Source organism: Streptomyces spinosisporus, assembly GCF_022698145.1.
GTDB lineage: Bacteria > Actinomycetota > Actinomycetes > Streptomycetales > Streptomycetaceae > Streptomyces > Streptomyces spinosisporus.
The window spans coordinates 832,958-854,366 of sequence record NZ_JALDAX010000001.1 but is presented as its reverse complement, the minus strand read 5'-3'; the positions used below and the strand labels follow the sequence as shown (position 1 = coordinate 854,366).

The 21,409-nt window shown below is 71.4% G+C and carries 19 protein-coding genes; 10 read left to right on the top strand and 9 right to left on the bottom strand.

The window, feature by feature from the left end:
* Window positions 1–114 precede the first annotated feature (114 nt).
* Window positions 115–840, top strand: a complete 726-nt coding sequence (locus MQN93_RS03630; RefSeq protein WP_078516531.1) for a FadR/GntR family transcriptional regulator — start codon at window positions 115–117, stop codon at window positions 838–840.
* 52 nt (window positions 841–892) lie between these two features.
* On the top strand, window positions 893–1,660 hold the full coding sequence (locus tag MQN93_RS03625) for a cache domain-containing protein (protein WP_016431518.1): 768 nt from the start codon (window positions 893–895) through the stop codon (window positions 1,658–1,660).
* Window positions 1,661–1,716: 56 nt separating this feature from the next.
* On the opposite strand, the gene MQN93_RS03620 is transcribed toward MQN93_RS03625, so the two are convergent.
* Window positions 1,717–2,379, bottom strand: a complete 663-nt coding sequence (locus tag MQN93_RS03620) for an MmyB family transcriptional regulator (RefSeq protein ID WP_016431519.1) — start codon at window positions 2,377–2,379, stop codon at window positions 1,717–1,719.
* 223 nt (window positions 2,380–2,602) lie between these two features.
* Between MQN93_RS03620 and MQN93_RS03615 the strand changes: the two genes are divergently transcribed.
* Both MQN93_RS03615 and MQN93_RS03610 read left to right on the top strand, forming a co-directional pair.
* The gene (locus MQN93_RS03615; RefSeq protein WP_242708244.1) at window positions 2,603–3,253 is read left to right on the top strand and encodes a helix-turn-helix domain-containing protein; all 651 of its coding nucleotides are present in this window, start codon (window positions 2,603–2,605) and stop codon (window positions 3,251–3,253) included.
* Between the two features lie 14 nt (window positions 3,254–3,267).
* Window positions 3,268–3,816 (top strand): toxin-antitoxin system, toxin component, encoded by a 549-nt coding sequence (locus tag MQN93_RS03610; RefSeq protein WP_242708243.1) that lies wholly within the window; start codon window positions 3,268–3,270, stop codon window positions 3,814–3,816.
* 6 nt (window positions 3,817–3,822) lie between these two features.
* Here MQN93_RS03610 and MQN93_RS03605 read toward each other — a convergent pair whose 3' ends face one another.
* The gene (locus tag MQN93_RS03605; RefSeq protein ID WP_242708242.1) at window positions 3,823–4,866 is read right to left on the bottom strand and encodes an alpha/beta fold hydrolase; all 1,044 of its coding nucleotides are present in this window, start codon (window positions 4,864–4,866) and stop codon (window positions 3,823–3,825) included.
* Between the two features lie 255 nt (window positions 4,867–5,121).
* On the opposite strand from MQN93_RS03605, the gene MQN93_RS03600 reads away from it, so the two are divergent.
* Window positions 5,122–5,349 carry a hypothetical protein gene (locus MQN93_RS03600; RefSeq protein ID WP_016431523.1) on the top strand — a complete coding sequence of 76 codons (228 nt, stop codon included), beginning with the start codon at window positions 5,122–5,124 and terminating at the stop codon, window positions 5,347–5,349.
* Window positions 5,350–5,595: 246 nt separating this feature from the next.
* Here MQN93_RS03600 and MQN93_RS03590 read toward each other — a convergent pair whose 3' ends face one another.
* Both MQN93_RS03590 and MQN93_RS03585 read right to left on the bottom strand, forming a co-directional pair.
* Entirely contained in the window at window positions 5,596–6,285 is a 690-nt protein-coding gene (locus MQN93_RS03590) for a 4'-phosphopantetheinyl transferase family protein (RefSeq protein ID WP_242708241.1), read from the bottom strand.
* Window positions 6,282–7,142 (bottom strand): metallophosphoesterase family protein, encoded by an 861-nt coding sequence (locus MQN93_RS03585; protein WP_242708240.1) that lies wholly within the window; start codon window positions 7,140–7,142, stop codon window positions 6,282–6,284. The genes MQN93_RS03590 and MQN93_RS03585 overlap by 4 nt, the downstream gene beginning before the upstream one ends.
* A gap of 281 nt (window positions 7,143–7,423) precedes the next feature.
* Here MQN93_RS03585 and MQN93_RS03580 point away from each other — a divergent pair, with 281 nt between their 5' ends.
* Both MQN93_RS03580 and MQN93_RS03575 read left to right on the top strand, forming a co-directional pair.
* Window positions 7,424–8,578 (top strand): ATP-grasp domain-containing protein, encoded by a 1,155-nt coding sequence (locus MQN93_RS03580; RefSeq protein ID WP_242708239.1) that lies wholly within the window; start codon window positions 7,424–7,426, stop codon window positions 8,576–8,578.
* 151 nt (window positions 8,579–8,729) lie between these two features.
* Window positions 8,730–10,415 carry a carbohydrate binding domain-containing protein gene (locus tag MQN93_RS03575; protein WP_242708238.1) on the top strand — a complete coding sequence of 562 codons (1,686 nt, stop codon included), beginning with the start codon at window positions 8,730–8,732 and terminating at the stop codon, window positions 10,413–10,415.
* 39 nt (window positions 10,416–10,454) lie between these two features.
* On the opposite strand, the gene MQN93_RS03570 is transcribed toward MQN93_RS03575, so the two are convergent.
* The 5 genes from MQN93_RS03570 to MQN93_RS03550 form a co-directional block, all read right to left on the bottom strand.
* Window positions 10,455–11,285, bottom strand: a complete 831-nt coding sequence (locus MQN93_RS03570) for a sulfotransferase family protein (protein WP_242708237.1) — start codon at window positions 11,283–11,285, stop codon at window positions 10,455–10,457.
* A gap of 204 nt (window positions 11,286–11,489) precedes the next feature.
* Window positions 11,490–12,740, bottom strand: a complete 1,251-nt coding sequence (locus MQN93_RS03565) for an alpha-L-fucosidase (RefSeq protein WP_242708236.1) — start codon at window positions 12,738–12,740, stop codon at window positions 11,490–11,492.
* 4 nt (window positions 12,741–12,744) lie between these two features.
* The gene (locus tag MQN93_RS03560) at window positions 12,745–15,789 is read right to left on the bottom strand and encodes an alpha-mannosidase (protein WP_242708235.1); all 3,045 of its coding nucleotides are present in this window, start codon (window positions 15,787–15,789) and stop codon (window positions 12,745–12,747) included.
* Window positions 15,790–15,857: 68 nt separating this feature from the next.
* The gene (locus tag MQN93_RS03555) at window positions 15,858–17,195 is read right to left on the bottom strand and encodes a 6-phospho-beta-glucosidase (protein ID WP_242708234.1); all 1,338 of its coding nucleotides are present in this window, start codon (window positions 17,193–17,195) and stop codon (window positions 15,858–15,860) included.
* Window positions 17,192–17,956, bottom strand: a complete 765-nt coding sequence (locus MQN93_RS03550; protein WP_242708513.1) for a DeoR/GlpR family DNA-binding transcription regulator — start codon at window positions 17,954–17,956, stop codon at window positions 17,192–17,194. Before MQN93_RS03550 ends, MQN93_RS03555 begins: the two co-directional genes overlap by 4 nt.
* Window positions 17,957–18,084: 128 nt before the next feature.
* Between MQN93_RS03550 and MQN93_RS03545 the strand changes: the two genes are divergently transcribed.
* Genes MQN93_RS03545 through MQN93_RS03535 form a run of 3 tightly spaced genes read left to right on the top strand, consistent with a single transcriptional unit; the run spans window position 18,085 to window position 21,406 of the window.
* Window positions 18,085–19,104, top strand: a complete 1,020-nt coding sequence (locus tag MQN93_RS03545; RefSeq protein ID WP_242708233.1) for a carbohydrate kinase family protein — start codon at window positions 18,085–18,087, stop codon at window positions 19,102–19,104.
* A 59-nt stretch (window positions 19,105–19,163) separates the two neighbouring features.
* The gene (locus MQN93_RS03540) at window positions 19,164–20,450 is read left to right on the top strand and encodes an ABC transporter substrate-binding protein (protein ID WP_016431534.1); all 1,287 of its coding nucleotides are present in this window, start codon (window positions 19,164–19,166) and stop codon (window positions 20,448–20,450) included.
* Window positions 20,450–21,406 (top strand): carbohydrate ABC transporter permease, encoded by a 957-nt coding sequence (locus MQN93_RS03535; protein WP_242708232.1) that lies wholly within the window; start codon window positions 20,450–20,452, stop codon window positions 21,404–21,406. Before MQN93_RS03540 ends, MQN93_RS03535 begins: the two co-directional genes overlap by 1 nt.
* Window positions 21,407–21,409: the final 3 nt, after the last annotated feature.

Here is a 21,409-nt window from a genome sequence, read left to right as displayed (position 1 = left end):
CTGGCGCTCTCGTACGTTGCACGGAAAGATATGAAGTCATAGTTCAAAGCTCAAGTCCCCCTCAAGGTAAAGCTTGAGTCAACGCACAAGGTGGTGGCCGTGAAGCAGCAGCAGATGAACGGTGGCGCCCGCAGAGCCGTCTTCACGCCGGTGGACAACCGGGCGCGCGTCGACGCGGTCGTGCGCCGGATCGGCGACGCCATCGAACTCGGCCTGCTGGCCGAGGGGGAGCAACTGCCCGGCGAGAGCGAGCTGGCCGGGCAGCTCGGCGTGTCCACCGTGACGCTGCGGGAGGCGCTGATGGCGCTGCGCCAGCAGGGCCTGGTCACCACCCGCCGGGGCCGCGGCGGCGGCTCCTTCGTCTCCTCGCCCGAGGTTCCCGGCGCGGAGCGCCTCAGGGTCCGGCTGCGCGGCTGGAGCACCGAGGAGCTGCGCGACCTCGGCGATCACTGGGCCGCCCTGTCGGGCACGGCGGCCCGCCTCGCCGCCGAGCGCACGGAACCCGACGATCTCGTCCAACTGCGGCGTACGGCCGAGGAGTTGACCCTCGCGGCGGACACGGCGGCGCGCAGCCGGGTCTACGGCCGCTTCCATGTGGAGCTGGCCGCCGCCGCACAGTCGGCCCGGCTGACCCGGGAACAGGTCGCGCTGCAGACCGAGATCGGCGCCGTGCTCTGTCTTGTGCTCGGGGACGACGAATATCGTGAAGAGGTGGCAGACCGTCACCGGTCCGTAATCTCGGCCGTGCAGGATGGAATCCAGGAAACGGCCAGGCACCTGGCCGAGCGGTGCGTCCAGGAGTCCACGGCGCGGCTCGTCGCGCTGCGCCTGACGCTCTAGACGCGGGCCCTGCGCCGCACCGTGCCCGGTCCCCGTCCGTTGGAGGGCACGGATGAGCCTCGCGACGGCAGCCGTCGGCACGGCACCGGAGAAGTCGGTCACGGCGGGCGTCCGCTCCGCTCTGGAGAGCGTGTTCGACGCCGTGGCCGCCACCCGCGCGGACACCGCGCAGCTGCTGGCCCGGGTGGCCGCCGAGGGCCGCCGTCCCGCGACCGTGGACCTCGCCGCCCTGCGACCGGGACTCCATCTGCGCCTGGCCCGCCACGCGTTGGTCTCCGGCGTCGGCTTCGTGGCCGCACCGGGGCTCCTCGGCGACGTACCCGCCTGGCTGGAGTGGTGGCAGAGCGACGCGGACGGCGGCGTACGGCCGCTGCTGCTCGATCTGGACCCCGCGCAGTCGGCGTACGCGGACTACACGCACTGGGACTGGTTCGCCCTGCCCCGCGACACCGGCGAGCGCGCGGTGGCCGGGCCGTACGTCGACTACCTCTGCTCCGACGAGTACAGCCTCACGCTGTCCGCGCCGGTGCAGATGGAGGGCCGGTTCGCCGGGGTGGCCGCGGCCGACGTGTATCTACGGCACTTCGAGGCGGCCGTGCTGCCGATGCTGCGCGGGCTGCCGGGGCCGGCCCATCTGGTGAACGCGCGCGGCCGGGTGACGGCGTCCGCCGACCCCGCCCATCTCGCCGGATCCCTCACCAAGGGGCCCGACTTCGCGGCCGTGCTGGAGCGGGCGCGGCCCGTGCGCTTCCGCGGGCTGCGGCTGATCCCGTGCCCGGATGTCCCGCTCGTGCTGGTGATCTCGCCCTCGCAGGGCTGAGCGCGCCGTCCCTGTGTCTGCGGCCCTGCTCCCCCGGTCCGCGCCTGCCGCCCCGCTCAGACTCCGGTGGCCGGCACCACCGTCAGATGCGCGGCCGTGCGCCGCGCCCTGCGGGCCCGGGGCCGCTCGCGGCGGGTCTCCCGCAGGATCAGGGTGAGCCGTGTGTAGCCCATCTCCCGCAGCGTGCCCGGCGTCTCGTCCACCACGCGGCAGTCGGTGGCGCCCCACCGCGGGTCGGGGTGGGTCAGCGGGCGTACGGCGCCGTCGTGCACCACGGCCTGTTCGCCCACCGCGCGGATCCAGTGCGGCAGGCCCTGGCGGTAGGCGGCCTCCATGATCGGGTCCTGGGCGATGTCACGGCGGATGGACTGCAGTCCGTGGTCGTGGGCGTAGCGCTCGACGGCGGCCGCGAAGTGCGCCAGCATGGGCAGGCACCAGCTCGACTCGTGCTCGCCGAGGACCGTGGCCGCGTCGGGGTGGAACAGCACGAACCTGAGGAAGTTGTCACCCGGCATGGCCGTGGGATGCTGCCCCATTTCGCGGAAAAGTGACGCGAAAGCACTGTTGGCCAGGACGACGTCCCAGCGGTGGTCAAGGACCACGGACGGAAAGGGGACGGCCTCCAGGAGGACCGCGTAGTCCTCCAGATACGCCTGGGCGTCGAGACTCTCGGGGACGGGCCGCGGTGCCGACCGCTGCCCACCTGCCTGATATGCCATCGGGAGGTCACCCCTCTTGCCTCTGCGGCCTTCACGCGGCGCCTTGATCCTGCGGCCCGGACTCGACTCGTGTCAACTATCGTGGCATTTCGTGGTGGTTCACGGCCGAAATTGGCCACAGTTGTGGCGACACCTGGATGGGAGTTCGAACTACCCGGTAATCTCCGTCGAGTTCACGGCGACCGCTTGTGAGAAGCCTGTGCGAAACGTAGGAGATCTGCCGGTGACGGAAGGCCTCGAGGGTCCGGGCACCACGGCGGCGAGCGCTGCGCTGCCGGCCGTCGTCGCTCGCGTCACCGCGCTCGCCGACCGGCTCGGCGTCTCCCACTCGGAGGTCTTCGACACCGCCCGGCTGTCCGCCGCCTCGGGTGTCCCCGAGCCCGTGGTGCAAGCCCTGCTGAGCGGCCGTCCGGCGGGCGAACCCGATGTGCAGGCACGGTTTCTGCAGCGTCTGGACCTGCTGCGCCGCACCCGGCTCAAGCCCAACGGGCGCAAGTACACCCAGCAGGAGATCGCCGACGGCGCGGGCATGTCCCGCCAGCAGGCGGGCGCGCTCATCAACGGCGACCGGCGCCCCACCATGGAGCACTGCGACGCCATCCAGCGCTTCTTCAGGGTGCACGCCGGCTTCCTCACGGCCGAGGATCCCGAGGCCCTCACGGGCGCCCTGCAGAGCACCGAGCAGGAACTCCTGCACAAGCTCGCCGAGCGGGAGGCCGCTGCCGCCGCCGACCCGCTGGAGCGGCTGCTGCAGGACCACGGGGTCCGCGGGATCGCCTGGCGGGCCGCGCAGTTGCCCACCGACCAGCACCGCGACAAGGTGGCGGAGTGGCTGGACATGCTCCTGGAGAGCGTCAAGCGGCCCGAGTCGTGAGCCTGGGGAGAGCTGTGGGCATCGGAAAGGAAATGCGCCGCCTGTGCGGGGAGTTGCTCGGAGAGCTCACGCTCGCAGCGCCCGCGCGCCCCGATGACCTCTACGGCGCGCTGTGCTCGTCGATGAGCAGACGCCGCGGCCGGCCGGTCCACTTCCGCACCGTCCCCTTCCCGACCGGGACGGCGAGCGGGTTGTGGCTGGACATGACCGACCAGGATCTCGTCGTGATCGAGGAACGCACGGCGCCGGACCACCAGTTGGTGATCCTCGGCCACGAGCTGTGGCACATGAAGGCCGGTCACTGCGGCCATCACGTGGAGGGCACGAAGGTGGCGGCCCGGCTGATGAGCGACGACGCCGATCTGCGCGCCACGGTCCGCAAGGTGGTCGCCCGCAGTCGCTTCGACCTCGCCGAGGAACAGGAGGCCGAGAGCTTCGGGCTGCTGCTGGCCAGCAAGTGCCGTACGTGGCTGGCCGGTTCGGGTCACCGGGCGCCGGTGCAGCGGGATCGGCTGGCGGGACGGATCGAGGCGTCGCTGGGGTATCTGGGGTCGCAGGGCTGAGCGTGGTCACGTCGCGCTGCGTTCGCTCACCTCCTTGAACGGGTTCTCCTCCTCACGGACGCGCGCGGTGTCCGGGCGGCCCGTGCCGGTGCCGGGGCAGCCCTCGATCAGGAGTTCGCGCCAGCGCTCGCGGCTCCAGTCGGCCGCGACCGTGCTCGCGGTGAAGTCCTCGACCAGCGCGACGAAACGCGCGGGGTCGCTGTGGAACGGGAAGTGGCCGGCCTGCTCGAATATCTCCAGGCGGCTGCCCGGCATCGCCGCGTGGGCGCCGTAGGCGTGCCGCACGGGCACCACGCTGTCGCGGTCGCCCCACACCAGCATGGTCGGCATGCCCTCGGTCAGATAGCACCGGTCGAGCATGGTGACGACCTGGCCGCGCCAGTCGACGACCGCGCGCAGGGTGCGGATGAAGGCGTTGCGGGAGGTCGCGTCCGGCAACGCGTCGACGAGGGTGAGCAGTTCGCGGGCGTCCTGGCCGAGGTCGGTGTCCAGCAGCCGCATCAGCAGGACCGTAAGGCTCACCTGCAACCGCATGCCCGGCAGCCGCAGGGCGGACAGCAGCAGATGGGCGCCGGGCAGGGAGACCAGGCGCAGGACGGGGTTGACCTCGCGGCCGACACCGCCCGAGCCGACCAGGACGAGCCGCTCGGTGCGCTCGGGGAACTGGTAGGCGAACTGCATGGCGACGCCCCCGCCCAGCGAGTGGCCGAGCAGGGTCGCCGACTCGATGCCGAGGGTGGTGAGCAGGTCGCGCACGCCGTTGGCGTACGCGGCCACCGAGTAGTCGGCGCGCGGCTTGTCGGAGGCGCCGTGCCCGAGCAGGTCGGGGGCGATCACGGTGTGCGTGCGGGCGAGACGGGGGATCAGCTCCGCCCAGGTCGCGGAGGAATCCCCGATGCCGTGGATGAGCACCAGCGCCGGGCCCTCGCCCGCCATGCGGTAGGCACGCCGGTAGCCGTGCACCACGCGGTACTTCAGCTCCAATTCCCCGTCGGCCACCGGACGCAGCCGTACGGAGCGCACCGGACCCCGCTCCGGGATGTCGGCCATGCACTCGCCTCCCCGTGCCATGGCCGCCCCGAAGCGGCCGTCATGCCATGGTGTCCAGGGTAGGACCGCTTTTCCACAAGGGATTTCGCGGACGTTTCGCCTCCGTTGAGCCGGGTCGCCGGTGCGGGCGGGCGCAGCCGCCCCGGCGGCCCGCTGAGCAGGGCAGACGCCCCATTGTCAGTGGTGGCAGGCAAGCTGGACTCGCGCCCCTTTGTGCGGGCGTGGACCGATGACGCCGACAGGGGAGAGCCGACGATGCCCACTGCCGTCCTGACCGACCGTGAGCGCACCGCCGTTCAGGCCTATCTGCGCCTGTTGCACACGGTGCGAGCCGCCTTCGACGGTCCCCCCGGCGATCCGCGACCACCCGTCGTGCCGCCCTCCGTGCTCCAGGAGGCGGAACAGGCGCTGGCCGCCGCGGGGCTGACGGGGAACGAGGAGGAGTTCTTCCGACTGCTGCAAACCTGGTGCCCCGAGCCATGACGGGCGAGCCCTGACGACTGAGCCACGACAAGTCAGCCGCGACGAGCGCCGTGCGGGGGCTCAGGAGACGTGCGCGACCGAGACCGCACTCGCCACCAGCCCCCGCTGCACGGTCCACCGGCCCCCGAAGCGGCCGAGCCGCGAGCCGCCGACCAGCGGGCCGGGGGCCAGGAGTTCGGCCCGGAGACCGCGTGCAGCGGTGAGCCGGGACCCGAGCCACGCCAGGACGGACGCCCGGCCAGGGTTTCAAGAGGCGTGCGCGACCGCGACCGCGCTCGCCACCAGCCCCCGCTGCACGGTCCACCGGCCCTCGAAGCGGTCGAGCCGCGAGCCGCCGAGCAGTGGGCCCGGGACGAGGAGTTCGGCTTGGAAGGTGCCGTGCAGCGGTGTGCCGGGGGCGGGGGTCACGGAGACCTCGATGTCGGCCTCGGTGAACTCCAGCCACTGCCGGGTGAGGGGGAACCACGCCTTGTAGACGGACTCCTTGGCGCTGAACAGCAGTCGGTCCCAGTGGATCGCGGGGTGCTGCTGGGCGAGGCGGCGCAGCCGTGCCTCCTCGGCGGGCAGCGACACGGCTTCCAGGACGCCGTCGGGAAGCGGCTGATGGGGTTCGGCGTCGATGCCGAGGGAGGCCAGGTCGGCGGCGCGGACCAGGGCGGCGGCGCAGTAGCCGTCGCAGTGCGTCATGGTGCCGGCGAGCCCGGCCGGCCAGCCGGGGGCGCCCCGCTCGCCGGGCAGGACGGGCTGCGGCGGCACACCGAGCTTGTCCATCGCGCGGCGCGCACAGGCGCGCACGAGGGCGAACTCGCGGCGGCGCTTGGGCACGGCCTGCGCCACCACCTCGGCCTCCTCGGGGTACAGCGGCGCGGGTTCGCTCCCGTCGTCGCCGAACACCTCCACGGCGACCACCTCGTCCGGCAGCAGCTCCTCGATCACCCGACGCCCACCTCCTCCGGCAGCACCCGGCGCAGTCTCCCCGGCGGCTGCGGCCGCTTGCGCCACTCGCGGGGGTAGCCGACGGACACCTCCTCGAAGCGGACGTCCTCGTGGACGGTGGTCCGCGGGATGTGCAGATGCCCGTAGACCATGGTCGCCACGCGGAAGCGCCGGTGCCAGTCGGCGGTCAGTTCCGTGCCGCACCACATGGCGAACTCGGGGTGCCACAGGACGTCGCAGGGGTGCCGGTCGAGGGGGTAGTGGTTGACGAGGACGGTGGGCAGGTCCTCGGGCAGCGCGGCGAGCCGGCGTTCGGTCTCGGCGACCCGGGCCCGGCACCAGGCCTCACGGCTCGGGTAGGGGTCGGGGTGGAGCAGATACTCGTCGTTGCACACGATGCCGGTTCCGTGCGCGTACTCCAGCCCCTGCGCCTTGGTGGTGCAGCCGGCCGGCAGGAACGAGTAGTCGTAGAGGAGGAAGAGCGGGGCGACGGCGACGGGGCCGTCCGGGCCCTGCCAGAGCGGGTAGGGGTCCTCGGGGGTGGTGACGCCGAGGTCGCGGCACATCTCGACGAGGTGGTCGTAGCGGGCGACGCCGCGCAGGGTGACGGGGTCCTTCGGGTGGGTCCACAGTTCGTGGTTGCCGGGCACCCAGACGACCTTGGCGAAGCGGCTCGCGAGGGTCTTCAGCGCCCAGCGGATGTCGGACACGGTCTCCGAGACGTCGCCGGCGACCAGCAGCCAGTCCTCGTCCGTCTCCGGCCGCATCGCCTCGACGAGGGCGCGGTTCTCGGCGTATCCGATGTGCAGATCGCTGATGGCCAGCAGCTGTCCGGCACCACCGGCCGTCGACGTCACCTCTCGCCCCCTCCGTGCAACCCTGCGCACTCACGAACGGCACCACGAGAACACATCCCGCCGCTCCCCGACAAGGCGGCCCCCGGGGCACCGGCCGGGTGCCGAGGGTCCGGGAATCCGTAACACGTACGTTGCACGCGCGACGCCCGGGAGGCCGTATGATCGCCCCGACACCAACGCCTCGAACTCCCTTCAGACAGGGGCGGTTTGGTGACCCTCCATTCTCCCTGCCCGGGTGCGGGCCGCTCGGCCCTGCCCGCGAACCGTGAAAGGCGGCCTGCATGGTCTACCGCGTACGCGTCTGGCTCAACCGCACGTACGCGGAGAACGTGTTCTTCATGGATCAGCTGCGCAGAAATCCGAGCGATCGGGCCGTGGAGATCCATGCGACGCACGGGGACGTGGACTCCCCCGTGCTGGCCGCCGCCGACACCGCCGAACTGGAGCCGGAGGGTCTGTCCCCGGCCGCGTACGTGGAGTTCGCGCTCGACCAGTGCCAGCGGCGCGGCATCGACGTGTTCGTGCCCCGGCTGCACCAGTCGGCGATCGTGGCGCACCGCGCGGAGTTCGAGGCCGTGGGCACGGCGCTGCTCGCGCCGCCGCCCGAGGCCGTGGCCGTCTTCGAGGACAAGGTCGTCGCCTACGAGGCCGTACAGGCGGTCGGGGCGCCCGTGCCGCCCTGGTGGCGGGTCCGGTCGGCGGACGAACTCGTGGCCGCCGTCGAGGAGTTGGAGGCGGACGGGCACAAGGCGTGCTTCAAGCCGGCGTCCGGCGCTGGCGGCGTGGGCTTCCGGGTGATCACGCGTTCCCCCTTCTCGATGGTGCAGCTGAGCGGCTTCCCGACGCCGTACGTCCCGCTGGACCTGGTGGTGTCGGCGCTGCAGCAGTCCGAGGAGCCGGTCGACTGGCTGGTGATGCCGCGCCTGGAGCAGCCGGAGGTGTCGGTGGACTGTCTGACCGGCCCGGACGACCGGGTCCGGCTGGCCGTCGGCCGCACCAAGGACGGGCGGCGCCGCGGGTTCACGCTGCACGAGCAGTGGCTGGAGCCGGCGCGGCGGATCGCGGAGCGGTTCGGGCTGCACTATCTGACGAACATCCAGTTCCGGATGTTCGGCGACCGCCCGGTCCTGATGGATGTCAACACGCGACCGGCCGGCGGGCTGCACCAGCTGTCGCTGTGCGGCGTCAACGCTCCTTGGGCGGCAGTGCAGTTGGCGCTCGGCGAGGACCCGGGTGAGATCGTCCCGCCGTTCCTGGGCCAGGACTACACGGTGGTGACGGGTCCGCGGCCGCTGCGTCCGGTGACGCTGCCGCAGCAGCGCCCCCAGGAGTCGGAGCCCCTGCTGCCGGCGGTGCCCGCGCAGACGGCGGATGCGTCGGAGCCCGACCGGGCCACCGCTTCCAAGTCCGGCGCCCGGGCCGCCACACCGGCCTAGGACCGACCGGCACGGGCACCCCCGCACCCCTGAGCTCCAACCGGTCTGGACCAATCATGGCGCAGCACCTTGACACCGTGATTGGTCCATACCAACTTGGTTGCGCACCTTCCTGCACTCCCGAACACCCCCATTTCTCCTGGGAGATCGCATGCGCAGCTCATTCGGACGACACAGACGTCGCTTCCTCGCACTGATCGGCTCCGCCGCCCTCGCACTCGCCGGAGCCATCGCGCTTCCCGGCACGGCCCAGGCGGCCAACATCCTGTCCAACCCCGGCTTCGAGTCGGGCAGCCTCTCCCCGTGGAGCTGCTCCGGCAACCTCGGCTCCGTCGTCTCCTCCCCCGTGCACGGCGGGTCCAAGGCCCTTCAGGGCGCGGTGAGTTCGAGCGACAACGCCCAGTGCAGCCAGACCGTGGCGGTCCAGCCGAACACCACCTACTCGCTCAGCGGCTGGGTCCGCGGCTCCTACGTGTACCTCGGCGTCGACGGCGGCGCCTCCACCTGGACCACCTCCCCCTCGGCGTACAGCCGGCTCACCGTCTCCTTCACCACCGGCGCCTCGCAGACCAGCGCGAAGATCTACGTCCACGGCTGGTACGCCCAGGGCACCTACTGGGCCGACGACATCAGCCTCGACGGCCCCGGCGGCGGAGGCGGGGGCGACACCCAGGCCCCGAGCGCGCCCGGCGGGCTGACCTCGACCGGCAAGACCTCCACCAGCGTGTCGCTGAAGTGGAACGCGTCCACGGACAACGTGGGCGTGACCGGGTACGACGTCTACAGCGGCGCCAACCAGGTCCTCAGCGTGTCCGGCACCAGCGCCACGGTCGGCGGGCTCTCGCCCAGCACGGCATACACCTTCACCGTCAAGGCGCGCGACGCGGCCGGCAACACCTCCGGCGCCTCCAACTCCGTGAGCGTGACGACGGACGCGGGCGGTGGCGGCGGCACCGGCTTCAAGCAGGCCGCGCCCTATCTCTACGAGGGCTGGGGCGACCCGCCGAGCCCGTCGACGGTGATGAGCGCGACCGGCGTCAAGTGGTTCACGATGGCCTTCATGCTCGACTCCGGCGGCTGCAACCCGGCCTGGGACGGCAGCCGTCCGCTGACCGGCGGCGCCGACCAGAGCGCCATCAACGCCATCCGGTCCGGCGGCGGGGACGTCGTGCCGTCGTTCGGCGGCTGGCAGGGCAGCAAGCTCGGCGCCAACTGCTCCTCGGCGAGCGCGCTCGCGGGCGCCCTGCAGAAGGTGATCGACGCCTACTCGCTCAAGGCGATCGACATGGACATCGAGAACACCGACGAGTTCGAGAACGAGGCCGTCCAGGCGAAGATCCTCACCGCCCTGAAGACGGTCAAGGCCAACAACCCCGGTCTGAAGACCATCGTCACCTTCGGCACGTCGACCACCGGCCCGACGTACTACGGCAACCGGCTCATCGAGCAGGCGCAGTCGCTGAACGCCGGCATCGACGTCTTCACGATCATGCCGTTCGACTTCGGCGGCGGCTCCGACATGTACGGCAACACCGTGAACGCCGCAGAGGGCCTGAAGGCCAAGCTGAAGTCGACCTTCGGCTGGGACGACGCCACCGCCTACGCCCACATGGGCATCTCCGGCATGAACGGTCTGTCCGACCAGCAGGAGAACACCACCCCGGCGATCTGGACCCAGATCCGTGACTGGGCGAACAGCCACCACATCGCCCGGCTCGCCTTCTGGGCGGTCAACCGCGACCGGCCCTGCCCGGGCGGCGGCGTGGTGAGCAACTGCTCCGGCATCAGCCAGAGCACCTGGCAGTTCACCTCGATCACGGCCGGCTTCACCGGCTAGCGCTCGTCCCTTCAGCGGCGTGCGCTCGCGCTCGCCCCGTCAGCGGCGTGGGGGTGCCCCGACCGGGTACCCCCACGCCCGCGCGAGCTCCGCGAGCCGCGGCGGCAGCGCGGCCGTCCCGTCGGCGGGGCGGGCGGGCTGGATCCGGCCCGACCTGATGGTGCTCGACCAGTCGCCGAGCTGCGGGCGGAAGGTGCCGTGGTCCTTGGTGCCGTAGTCGAGCATGCCGCTCTCCCACGCGACGCCGAGGTAGTCGCACAGAGAGCGGGTGACCCGCTCCGGCTCGGCGGTGAGGTCCTCGTACGTCACCACATGGGCGTCCAGGCTCTGCCGTGCGGCCTCCAGCTTCTCGCTGTAGTCGAGCACCTCGGCCTCGATGGCCTCGCGGTCCGGGTCGGTACGGCGGTCGGTCAGCGAGGCGATGACCGCACCCGGGTGGCGCAGCAGCAGGATGTAGCGGGCGTTCGGCCAACATCGGTGCAGGCGCGGCCAGATGAGCGTGTTGGGCGGCGTCTTGTCGACGATGACGTCCTTGCCGCTGCGGGTCAGCTCCAGATGCAGCACCCGGTCCCACAGCAGGTGCTCCAGCTCGTCCTTGTCGAGCTGCAGCTCCCGCATGGCGTCCGCGGTGAACTCGCGCGAGAGGTGGACGTGCAGCGTCCGCAGATGCATCTCGTGCGGGGCGCGGATGCGGCTGTGGCTGTTCAGCAGGACCCGCAGCAGGGTGGAGCCGGAGCGCACCGAGGACAGCACGAAGACCGGGGAGTCCACCAGACGCGGGGCGGGCGGAGCGGTGTAGGAGGCGTCGCCGCCGCGCGGGGACGGCACGGCGTCGAGGTGTCTGCGGGGCGGGCTCACCGCCTGCGCCATGAGCCTCCCTCGACGCCTGAGCCCCTTTCGTATCGCGGTCATACGGCGGTCACTCACGCTGACACCTTCCTCTTGCCCTGTGGCCCGCATCCCAGTGGGAGCAGGCGAACTCCGGGTGTCGAGCAGGGGAACGGAGCCGGTCACGGACCCCGTCGAAGGGTCCGTGACCAGGTGACTTACCGCTTTCTTAAGATTCGATGGAAATCAGGACCGGCCCGCTCCCCGGTACAGCTCCAGCTCGCCGCTCAGTTCGAGGGCGAGGACGGTGGCGTACGGGTCGAGGTCGGCCGCGGACGGCCGGTCGATCCACAGCACGCCGACCGCCTCGTGCAGCCCGCCGACGACCTGGTGGCCGAGTTCGGTGCCGGTGCCGAGGACGGTGACCCTGCGGACCTTGGTGGCGAGCCCGCGCACGCCGATCTCGGCGCGAGGCGCGTCGAACAGGACGAGGTAGAGGGTGCGGCGATCGGCCGACAGGGTGCTGGGCCCGTAGTGGTGCCCGGCCGGCAGCCCGCGCACCGTGCCGTACACCGCCGGCTCGTGCCCGCGGATCCACTCCCCCAGCCCTTCCAGGCGTTCGACCTGCGGCTGCGGGATGGTGCCGTCCTCGGTCGGGCCGACGTCGAGGAGCAGATTGCCCCCGCCTCCGATGGTCTCGGTGAAGTAGCGGATCAGCTGCGCGAGCGACTTGTGGTGGTGGTCGTGGTGCTGGTGGCCCCACGAGTCGTTGATCGTCAGGCACAGCTCCCAGGGGCCCTCGGGCGGCACGATGGGGGCGCCCTGCTCGGGGGTGGCGTAGTCGCCCTCGCCGAGCATGCGGGCGTTGAAGACCACGTCGGGTACGTACGAGCGGACGAGCGCGGCGAGTTCTCGGATGCGCCACTGCTCCTCGCTGCGCTCCCACTCGCCGTCGAACCACATCAGGTCGGGCCGGTAGCGGGAGGCCAGCTCCCGTATCTGGCCGTCCCGGTAGGCGAGGTACCGCTCCCAGGCGGCCAGGTCCTCGTCCTCGGCCGCGCACTCCGAGTAGGGGTTGTCCTCCTGCTCCGGCGGGCGGCCCGGCTTGCGGGTGGAGGCGTAGTCCGGGTGGTTCCAGTCGGAGTGGGAGTAGTAGAGGCCGACCTTGAGCCCCTCCTCCCGCAGGGCGTCGGCGTAGGGGCCGAGGTAGTCCTTGCCGAGGCTGAGGTCGCCGTACTGGGTGTCCCACAGGGCCACGCCGTCGTGGTGACGGCTCGTCAGGACGGCGTAGCGGGCGCCCGCGCGGGCGAACAGGCCGGCCCACCGGCGCGGGTCGTAGTGCGCGCCGGTGAAGCGCTCCAGCTGGGACATGTACTGCTCGTGCGGCACGACGCCGTCGTAGAACGACCAGGACTCCTGGACGCCGTCGACGGCGTAGATGCCCCAGTGCACGAAGATCCCCAACTTGGCGTCGGTGAACCAGGGTTGCATGGTCATCCGGTCAGCTCCTGCGCAGCCGGAGCGTCAGGATCTGGAAGGGCCGCAGAGTGACGGGGACACCGCCGTCGACGACCTCGGCGTCTTCGAGGGGCCGTTCCAGGAGGTCGGTGATCTGGGCGCCGGCCACCGGGAACCCGGTGCGCAGCACGCCCTGGGCCCGGCCGCCGCGGGACTCGTAGAGCCGGACCACGACGTCGCCCGAGGCGTCGTCGGCGAGCTTCACGGCCTCGACGGTCACGCCCTCCCCGGCCACGGAGACGACCGGCTCCGGCGCGCCCGCCGCATCCGCCACGCGCAGCGGGAGGTTGAGGGCGTAGCCCTCGGCGACGGCGTCGTCGATGCTCGCGCCGGGCAGCAGCGCGTAGGCGAAGCGGTGGCGGCCCTGGTCGGCCTCCGGGTCCGGGACGCGCGGGGCGCGGACCAGGCTGAGGCTGATGCGGGTCGTGGTGCCGCCGTCCTCGCGGACGGTACGGGTGACGTCGTGGCCGTAGGTCGAGTCGTTGATGACCGCGACGCCGTAGCCGGGCTCGGCGATGTGCACCCAGCGGTGGCCGGAGACCTCAAACCGGGCCGCCTCCCAGCTGGTGTTGGTGTGCGTGGGCCGCTGGATGTGGCCGAACTGGATCTCGGCGGAGGAGTGCGGGGCCCGGATGTCCACCGGGAAGCCCGCCTTGAGGATCTTCTCGGCCTCGTGCCAGTCGATGTCGGTCTCGAAGTCGATCCCGGGGCTGCCCGCCCGCAGCGTGATCGTCTGGGTGATCGTCGAGCCCTTGCCGAAGGAGCGCTCGACGCGGATCGCGCCGATCAGCGGGTCCGTCTCGACGACGGTGACCGACTCGGCCTCCAGCAGGTCCGTGTAGCGGTTGCGGTAGTGCTTGTCGATGTCCCAGGCGTCCCAGTAGTTGGGCAGGTCGGTGTGCAGGCGCAGCAGGTTGCCCCGGTCGGCGAGGACCTCACGGTTCGCGCGCAGGTCCCGTACGGACGCGAGCGTGCCGTCCTCGCCCACCTCGACGCGGACCAGGCCGTTGTCGAGGACGCGGCCGTCGACGGTCACCGGCTGCGGCGGCTGCTCGGCGGCGGTCAGCGGCGCGCTGCCGCTCGCGGGCACGCGCACGTACGCGGGTGCGCCTTCGGGGGTGCGGACCACCTCGGCGCGTGCGTACGGGCTGGTGTTGAACACCCGGGCCTCGCCGCCGCCGAGCGCCGCGATCGCCTCGGCCGTCAGCGCCTCCAACTCCTTTGCGACACGGGCGTATTCGGCCTCCGCCTCGCGGTGCACCCAGGCGATGGAGGAGCCCGGCAGGATGTCGTGGAACTGGTGCAGCAGCACCGTCTTCCACAGCCGGTCCAGCTTCTCGTACGGGTAGGCGTAGCCGTCCGCGTGCAGTGCGGCCGTCGTCGCCCACAACTCGGCCTCGCGCAGCAGGTGTTCGCTGCGGCGGTTGCCCTGCTTGGTGCGGGCCTGGGAGGTGTAGGTGGCGCGGTGCAGCTCCAGGTAGAGCTCGCCGTTCCAGACGGGGGCGTCCGGGTACTCCTCGCGGGCCTTGGCGAAGAAGGCGTCGGGGTGCTCGACGACGACCTTGGGCGAGCCCTCCAGGTCGGCGAGCCGGCGGGCCCGTTCCATGATCTCGCGGGTGGGGCCGCCACCGCCGTCGCCCCAGCCGAACGGTGCGAGCGAGCGTGTACCGGCGCCCTTCTCCGCGTAGTTGCGGACCGCGCGGGCCATCTCCTCGCCGCTGAAGCGGGCGTTGTAGGTGTCGACGGGCGGGAAGTGGGTGAAGATGCGGGTGCCGTCGATGCCCTCCCACCAGAAGGTGTGGTGGGGGAAGGTGTTGGTCTGGTTCCAGGAGATCTTCTGGGTGAGGAACCACTCGTTGCCGGCGAGCTTGGCGAGCTGCGGGTAGGCGGCGTTGTAGCCGAAGGAGTCCGGCAGCCAGACGCCCTTGGTCTCGATGCCGAAGTGCTCGATGAAGAACCGCTTGCCGTGGATCAGCTGGCGGGCGATCGCCTCACCGCCGGGCAGGTTGCCGTCGGACTCCACCCACATGCCGCCGACCGGCGCCCACTGGCCCTTGGCGACGGACTTCTTGATCCGCTCCCACACCTGCGGGTAGTGGTCGCGCACCCACTCGTACTGCTGGGCCTGCGAGCAGGCGAAGATGAACTCCTCGTACTCGTCGGCGAGCGCGGTGACGTTGGAGAAGGTGCGGGACGTCTTGCGCTTGGTCTCGCGGATGGGCCACAGCCACGCGGAGTCGATGTGCGCGTGGCCGACGCCGGAGACGGTGTGTGCGCTGGCGTGGGCGGGCTTGGCCAGGACGGGCGCGAGCACCTCGCGGACGGCGGCGGCACTGCCGGAGATGTCGTCGAGGTCGAGGGCGTCCATGGCGCGGTCCAGGGCGTGCAGGATCTCGTGGCGGCGCGGCTCGTGCTCACCGAGGTGGACCATGAGTTCGCGCAGCACCTGCAGGTCCAGGTCGAGGTGGAAGACCTGCTCGTCGAGGACGGCGAGGTCGGCGCGCTTGAAGGTGTAGAGCGGCTTGTCGCCGGCCGTGAGCACGTCGCCGAGCGGGGTGGGCGCGGCGAAGTCGCCTGCGAGGATGTCGGGGTTGGAGGCGGCCTCGACCAGGTAGTGGATCTCCTCGCCGCCGGCCGCCGGGTTGGCGATCGGGACGTACTGGTTGAGCGGGTTGACCGCCTTCAGCGGTGTCCCGTCGGCGAGGTGGACCAGCGCCTCGGCCTGGTTGCCCGGCCAGTCGCCGACGAAGCCGAGGTCGATGACCGTCTCGACGCGCCGGCCGGCCCACTCGGCGGGCACGCTTCCCCGCATGCGGAACCAGGTGGTGCCCCAGGGCGGGCCCCAGGGGGTGTCCATCGCGAACGGCTCGTAGGGGGCGGCGGCCGCCTCCTCGAAGGGGACCGGCTCGCCCGGCGCCTGCCAGGCCTCGACCGTGAGGGGGACGGTGGCGGCGTAGAGCGCGGGCTTGATGCGCTGGTTGTGGAGGCGCTCGGCGCGCTCCTCGATCCGACGGCGTTCGTCGTGCATGAGAGGTCTCCAGAGAGGGCGGCGGGCACGTGGAGGGGAAAGCGCTTTCGGCCGGTTCGGCCGGGAGCTTACTTCAGGTAGGAGAGGCCGGGGTGAACGGCCGTGTAGCCCTCGACGAGCCGCCGGGCCACGTTCACGGAGTCGACCAGCGGATGCAGGGCGAAGGCCTTCACGGCCGTCGTACGGGAGCCGGACTCGGCGGCGGCGAGCACCTCGCGCTCGACCGCCTTGACCGCACAGACCAGGCCGGTGGCGTGGTCGGGCAGCGGGGCGACGGTGACCGGGTGCGCGCCGCCCGCGTCGACCAGGCACGGGACCTCGATGACGGCCTCGGTGTCGAGCACCGACAGGGTGGTGCGGTTGCGGACGTTGAGGATCAGGGTGGTGCGCTCGTCGCGGGCGATGGCCCGCATCAGGGCGAGGGCGACCTTCTCGTAGCCGCCGGAGAGGTCGTCGGCGTCGCGCTCGCCGGCGCCCGCGCTCTCGCGGTTCTCCGCCATGTACGTCGCCTCGCGCTCGGCGCGGGTGCGGTCCCAGGCGGTGAGCGCTCGGGCGCCGGGGTCGCGCATCTCCTCGTAGAAGCGCTCCTGCTGGTCGCGCAGGAAGGCGCCGCGGGTCTTCTCGGCCTGCTGGTAGGCGCGTACGGCCTCGCGGTTGAAGTAGTAGTAGTGCAGGTACTCGTTGGGGATCGCGCCGAGGGACTGCAGCCAGTCGACGCCGAAGAGCTTGCCCTCCTCGAAGGAGCCGAGCAGGTCGGGGTCGGCGAGCAGCCGCGGGAGTTCGTCGCGTCCGGCGATGTGCAGGCCGCGCACCCAGCCGAGGTGGTTGAGGCCGACGTAGTCGATCCAGGCCTGCTTCGGGTCGCCGCCGAGAACGCGGGCGATACGGCGGCCGAGGCCGACCGGGGAGTCGCAGATGCCGATGACGCGGTCGCCGAGGTGGCGGGACATGGCCTCGGTGACCAGGCCGGCCGGGTTGGTGAAGTTGATGACCCAGGCGTCGGGCGCGAGCCGGGCCACCCGCCGGGCGATGTCGACGGCGACGGGGACGGTGCGCAGGCCGTAGGCGATGCCGCCCGCGCCGACCGTCTCCTGGCCGAGGACGCCCTCGGCGAGCGCCACCCGCTCGTCGTTCGCCCTGCCTTCCAGGCCCCCGACGCGGATCGCGGAGAAGACGAAGTCGGCGCCGCGCAGGGCCTCGTCGAGGTCGGTCGTGGTGGTCACCGCGGGGGCGTCGGGCACCCCGGCGGCCTGCTCGGCCAGGACCCGGGCGACCGCGTCCAGCCGGCCGGCGTCCAGGTCGTGCAGGACGACGTCGGTGACCCGTCCCTCGGCGTGGTCCGTCAGCAGTGCCCCGTACACCAGCGGCACCCGGAACCCGCCGCCGCCCAGAATCGTCAGCCTCACGCCTGCACCTCTCCTGCCGCCACGACCTCGACGCCGGCCTCCTCCAGGGAGGAGCGGGTCGCCGGGTCGACCGGCGCGTTCGTCACCACCACGTCCAGGTCCTCGGGACCGCAGACCTTCGCCATCCCCGTACCCGGGAACTTCGCCGTGTCCGCCAGCAGCACCACCTTGTCGCTCGCCTTGATCATGGCGCGCTTGACCGGCACCTCCACGACCGTCGTGTCCATCACCTGCCCGCCGGGGCGCACTCCACTGGTGCCGAGGAAGAGCCAGTCGGCGTGCAGCTGGCGCAGATTGTCCTCGGTGAGGAAGCCGACCAGGGAGCGGTACTCGCGGCGCACCATGCCGCCGAGCAGCACCAGCTCGATGCCCTCGTCGTCGGCGAGCTCCTCGTAGACCACCAGGTTGCTGGTGATCACGGTGAGGCGGCGGCCGTGCAGCTGCCGGGCGAGGCGGTAGGCGGTGGTGCCGATGTCGAGCAGGACGGACTGGCCGTCGGCGACCATCGCCGCGGCGCGCGCGGCTATGGCGTCCTTCTCGGTGACGCGCACCTCGGCGACCTCGGCGAAGGGCTGGTCGCCCTCCTCCACGACGGCGCCGCCGTGCACGCGGGTGAGCAGCCCGTCCTCCTCCAGCTTGACCAGGTCGCGCCTGACCGTGGCGGGGCTCACGTCCAGCTGCTCGGAGAGGTCGGTCACGGACGCGGGGCCACCTGAGCGCAGGGCCCGCAGGATGAGTTGGTGTCGTCGTTCTGCCAGCACATCGCGAACACTACTCGTCATCTTCAATCATTTCCATGCGCACTTCTGCTCGGGTATTGACCAATCTCTCGCGGCGGCGCACGATTCCGGTCATCGAAATTGACGTGTTTTGGCGAGAGGCTGGGCGCGTGGACGACGACAGGCCCGACGTGCTCCTGACCGGGCTGCTCTTCTACGACCTCGTCCTCACCGGACTCGGCAAGCCGCCGACGCCGGGCGAGGAGATCTGGACCGGCGGCATGGGCTGCGGCCCCGGCGGCATCGCGAACCTCGCGGTGGCCGCGTCCCGGTTCGGCCTGCGCACCTCGCTGGCGACCGTCTTCGGCGACGACTTCTACGGCGCGTACTGCCAAGGCGTCCTGGGCGACCAGGAAGGCGTCGACCTCTCGCTCTCACGCACCGCGGACGGCTGGCCCACCCCCGTCACCGTCTCGCTGGCCGCGGGCCACGACCGGGCCCTGGTCACCCACGGCCAGGAGCCGCCGTTCTCGCAGGACAGGCTGGTGGGTGACCCGCCCGAGGCGCGCACCGCGCTCGTGCACCTGGAGGCGGAGCCGCGCGGCTGGCTCGCCAAGGCCGCCGCGAACGGCACGCAGATCTACGCCGACGTCGGCTGGGACCCCACCCAGCAGTGGTCGTCGCAGCTGCTGGACCAGCTCCCCCTGTGCCACGCCTTCCTCCCCAACGAGACCGAGGCGATGGCCTACACCCGCACCGACAGCGCCCTCGCCGCCCTCGGCACCCTCTCCGAACTGGTGCCGGTCGCCGTCGTCACGCGCGGCGGCGACGGCGCGGTGGCCGTCGACCAGACGACGGGCGAGTACGCCGAGGTCCCGGCCCTGGACGTCGCCGTCCTGGACGCCACCGGCGCGGGCGACGTGTTCGGCGCGAGCTTCGTCGCCGCCTCGCTCGGCGGCTGGCCGCTGCGGGAGCGGCTGCTGTTCGCCGTCCTCGCGGCCGGGCTGTCCGTCGGCCATCACGGCGGGGCGCTCGCCGCCCCCGGCTGGTACGGCGTCGACCGCTGGTGGCGCTCCCTGACCGACCCCGGCCTGAAGGCGGCGTACGGCTTCCTCGCCGAGCGGCTGCCGGCGGACGTCGGACCGCCGGTGCGCCACGCCCCGGTGACCCCGCCCGCACCACCGCACTGACCCCCCGCATTGCCCCTCTCATGCGAAGTCCCGTAAAGATCCGAAAGGCGGTGGGAGCTGTGCGGCTCTCACGAAGAGGTCTGCTCCGCGCAGGCCTGGCCGGTACGGCCGCCACGGCGCTCGGCGGCCTGGCGTCCGGCTGTGCCGTTCCGACCGGTTCCACCGGCCGGAACATGGTCCTGTGGTACTGGGACGGCGGTCTCGGCGACACCGTCCTCAAGAAGGCCAGGGCCCGTTACGACTCCACGGTCGACCTGCAGGCCATCAAGATCGGCGGCTACTACCGCTCCAAGCTGATCACGACGATGACCGGCCGTGCCCACATCCCCGACATCGCGGGGCTCAAGGGCGAGGACATGGCGTCCTATCTGCCCGACGCCGACCAGTTCGTGGATCTGCGCACGCTCGGCGCCGGGAAGTACCAGGACCAGTACCTGCCGTGGAAGTGGGAGCAGGGCATCGCCGACGACGGCACGATGGTCGGCTTCCCCATCGACTGCGGACCGGTGGCGCACTACTACCAGTACCAGGTGTTCCGCAGGGCCGGACTGCCCTACGAACCGGCCGACGTCTCCGCAGAGTTGAACACCTGGGAGAAGTTCTTCGCGGCCGGTGAGCAGCTGAAGAAGCGGATCCCCGGGACCTCGCTGCTCACCGACGTCAACAGCGTCTTCGAGAACATCGTGCAGCAGGGCGCCAAGCGCTACGTCGACAAGGACCGCCACTTCATCGGCGACCAGGAGCATGTGCGGCACGCCTGGGACCTCGCCGTCCAGGCCAAGCGGCGCGGCATCGTCTCCGACCTCGTCACCGGCACCCCGGACCAGATCTCCGCGGTCGACAGCGGCAAGCTGCCCAGCCAACTCGGCGCCTCCTGGGCGTCGTACGACATCAAGAACGGCAACCCGAGGACCAAGGGCAGGTGGCGGATCGCCGACATGCCGGTGCGCCCGGCCAACAACGGCGGCTCGTTCCTGTCGATCACCAAGGCATGCCGGGAGCCCGAGCAGGCCTTCGAGATCGTCGCGTGGATGCTCAACGCGGCCAACCAGGCCTCGGGTTACGTCGACGCGGGCCTCTTCCCCTCCACGCCCGCCTCCTACGAGCTGAAGCAACTGCGCGCGCCCGACCCCTTCTTCGGCGGCCAGGTGACGACGGACGTCTTCGGTCCGGCGGCGCAGAAGATCGCGATCGCCTACAACAGCCCCTACGACGTGGCGCTCGGACAGCCCATCAAGGACGAGATCAAGAACGTCGGCGTCCTCGGCAAGGACCCGGACCAGGCCTGGAGTGACGCCATGAGCAAGTGCCGGCGCATCGCGAAGCACCTGGGGGTGGACTACTGATGGCCACCGCCCTGGACAAGCCCCCCGTCGTCGCGCAGCGGACCCCGGCCGCCCGGCCCCGCTCGGCCCTGCGCAAGTACTGGCATCTGTACGCCGCGATCTCCCCGTTCTATCTGCTCTTCCTCGCCTTCGGTCTGGTCCCCGTCGGCTTCTCGCTCTATCTGTCGTTCCACCGCTGGGACGGCCTCGGCACGATGGAGTGGGCGGGTCTGTCGCAGTACCAGTACCTGCTGGGCGACAGCGACTTCTGGAGCTCGATCGGGAACACGATCCTCATCTGGGCGCTGGCCACCTTCCCCATGATCTTCCTGGCGATGGTGACGGCCGTGATGCTCAACTCCGCGGTCCGCTTCAAGAACGTCTACCGCTTCGCCTACTTCCTGCCGAACGTCACCTCGGTCGTCGCGATCGCCATCGTCTTCGGCTCGGTCTTCTCCACCAACTTCGGCCTCGTCAACGCCCTGTTGCAGGCGGTCGGCCTGGACCAGGTGGCGTGGCTGAACACGCCGTGGGGCATCAAGATCGCCATCGCGACGCTGATGACCTGGCAGTGGACCGGCTACAACGCGATCATCTTCCTGGCCGGTCTGCAGACCGTCCCGAGCGAGCTGTACGAGGCCGCGCGGGTGGACGGCGCCAATCCCGTGCAGACGTTCTTCCGGATCACGCTGCCGATGCTGCGGCCGACCCTGCTGTTCGTGCTCGTGGTCTCCACGGTCACCGGTCTGCAGAGCTTCACCGAGGCACAGGTGCTGCTGCAGAACACCTCGAACGACTCGACGTTCTCCGGCGGCCCGGGCCACGCGGGCCGGACGATGGTCCTCTACTTCTTCCAGCAGACCTTCGACAACAACGACTTCGGCTACGGCGCCGCCGTGGCCTGGGGGATCTTCCTCGTCGTCGTCATCTTCTCGATCATCAACTGGCGCCTTGTGCAGCGCCGGGGCGAAGACTAGGAG

What these genes read in the sequence shown, in the direction of transcription:
- MQN93_RS03560 (WP_242708235.1), bottom strand. Translation starts at nt 15,789, where the DNA reads ATGCACGACGAACGCCGTCGGATCGAGGAGCGCGCCGAGCGCCTCCAC.
- MQN93_RS03535 (WP_242708232.1), top strand. Translation starts at nt 20,450, where the DNA reads ATGGCCACCGCCCTGGACAAGCCCCCCGTCGTCGCGCAGCGGACCCCG.
- MQN93_RS03620 (WP_016431519.1), bottom strand. Translation starts at nt 2,379, where the DNA reads ATGGCATATCAGGCAGGTGGGCAGCGGTCGGCACCGCGGCCCGTCCCC.
- MQN93_RS03580 (WP_242708239.1), top strand. Translation starts at nt 7,424, where the DNA reads ATGGTCTACCGCGTACGCGTCTGGCTCAACCGCACGTACGCGGAGAAC.
- MQN93_RS03625 (WP_016431518.1), top strand. Translation starts at nt 893, where the DNA reads ATGAGCCTCGCGACGGCAGCCGTCGGCACGGCACCGGAGAAGTCGGTC.
- MQN93_RS03575 (WP_242708238.1), top strand. Translation starts at nt 8,730, where the DNA reads ATGCGCAGCTCATTCGGACGACACAGACGTCGCTTCCTCGCACTGATC.
- MQN93_RS03630 (WP_078516531.1), top strand. Translation starts at nt 115, where the DNA reads ATGAACGGTGGCGCCCGCAGAGCCGTCTTCACGCCGGTGGACAACCGG.
- MQN93_RS03600 (WP_016431523.1), top strand. Translation starts at nt 5,122, where the DNA reads ATGCCCACTGCCGTCCTGACCGACCGTGAGCGCACCGCCGTTCAGGCC.
- MQN93_RS03570 (WP_242708237.1), bottom strand. Translation starts at nt 11,285, where the DNA reads ATGGCGCAGGCGGTGAGCCCGCCCCGCAGACACCTCGACGCCGTGCCG.
- MQN93_RS03565 (WP_242708236.1), bottom strand. Translation starts at nt 12,740, where the DNA reads ATGACCATGCAACCCTGGTTCACCGACGCCAAGTTGGGGATCTTCGTG.
- MQN93_RS03605 (WP_242708242.1), bottom strand. Translation starts at nt 4,866, where the DNA reads ATGGCCGACATCCCGGAGCGGGGTCCGGTGCGCTCCGTACGGCTGCGT.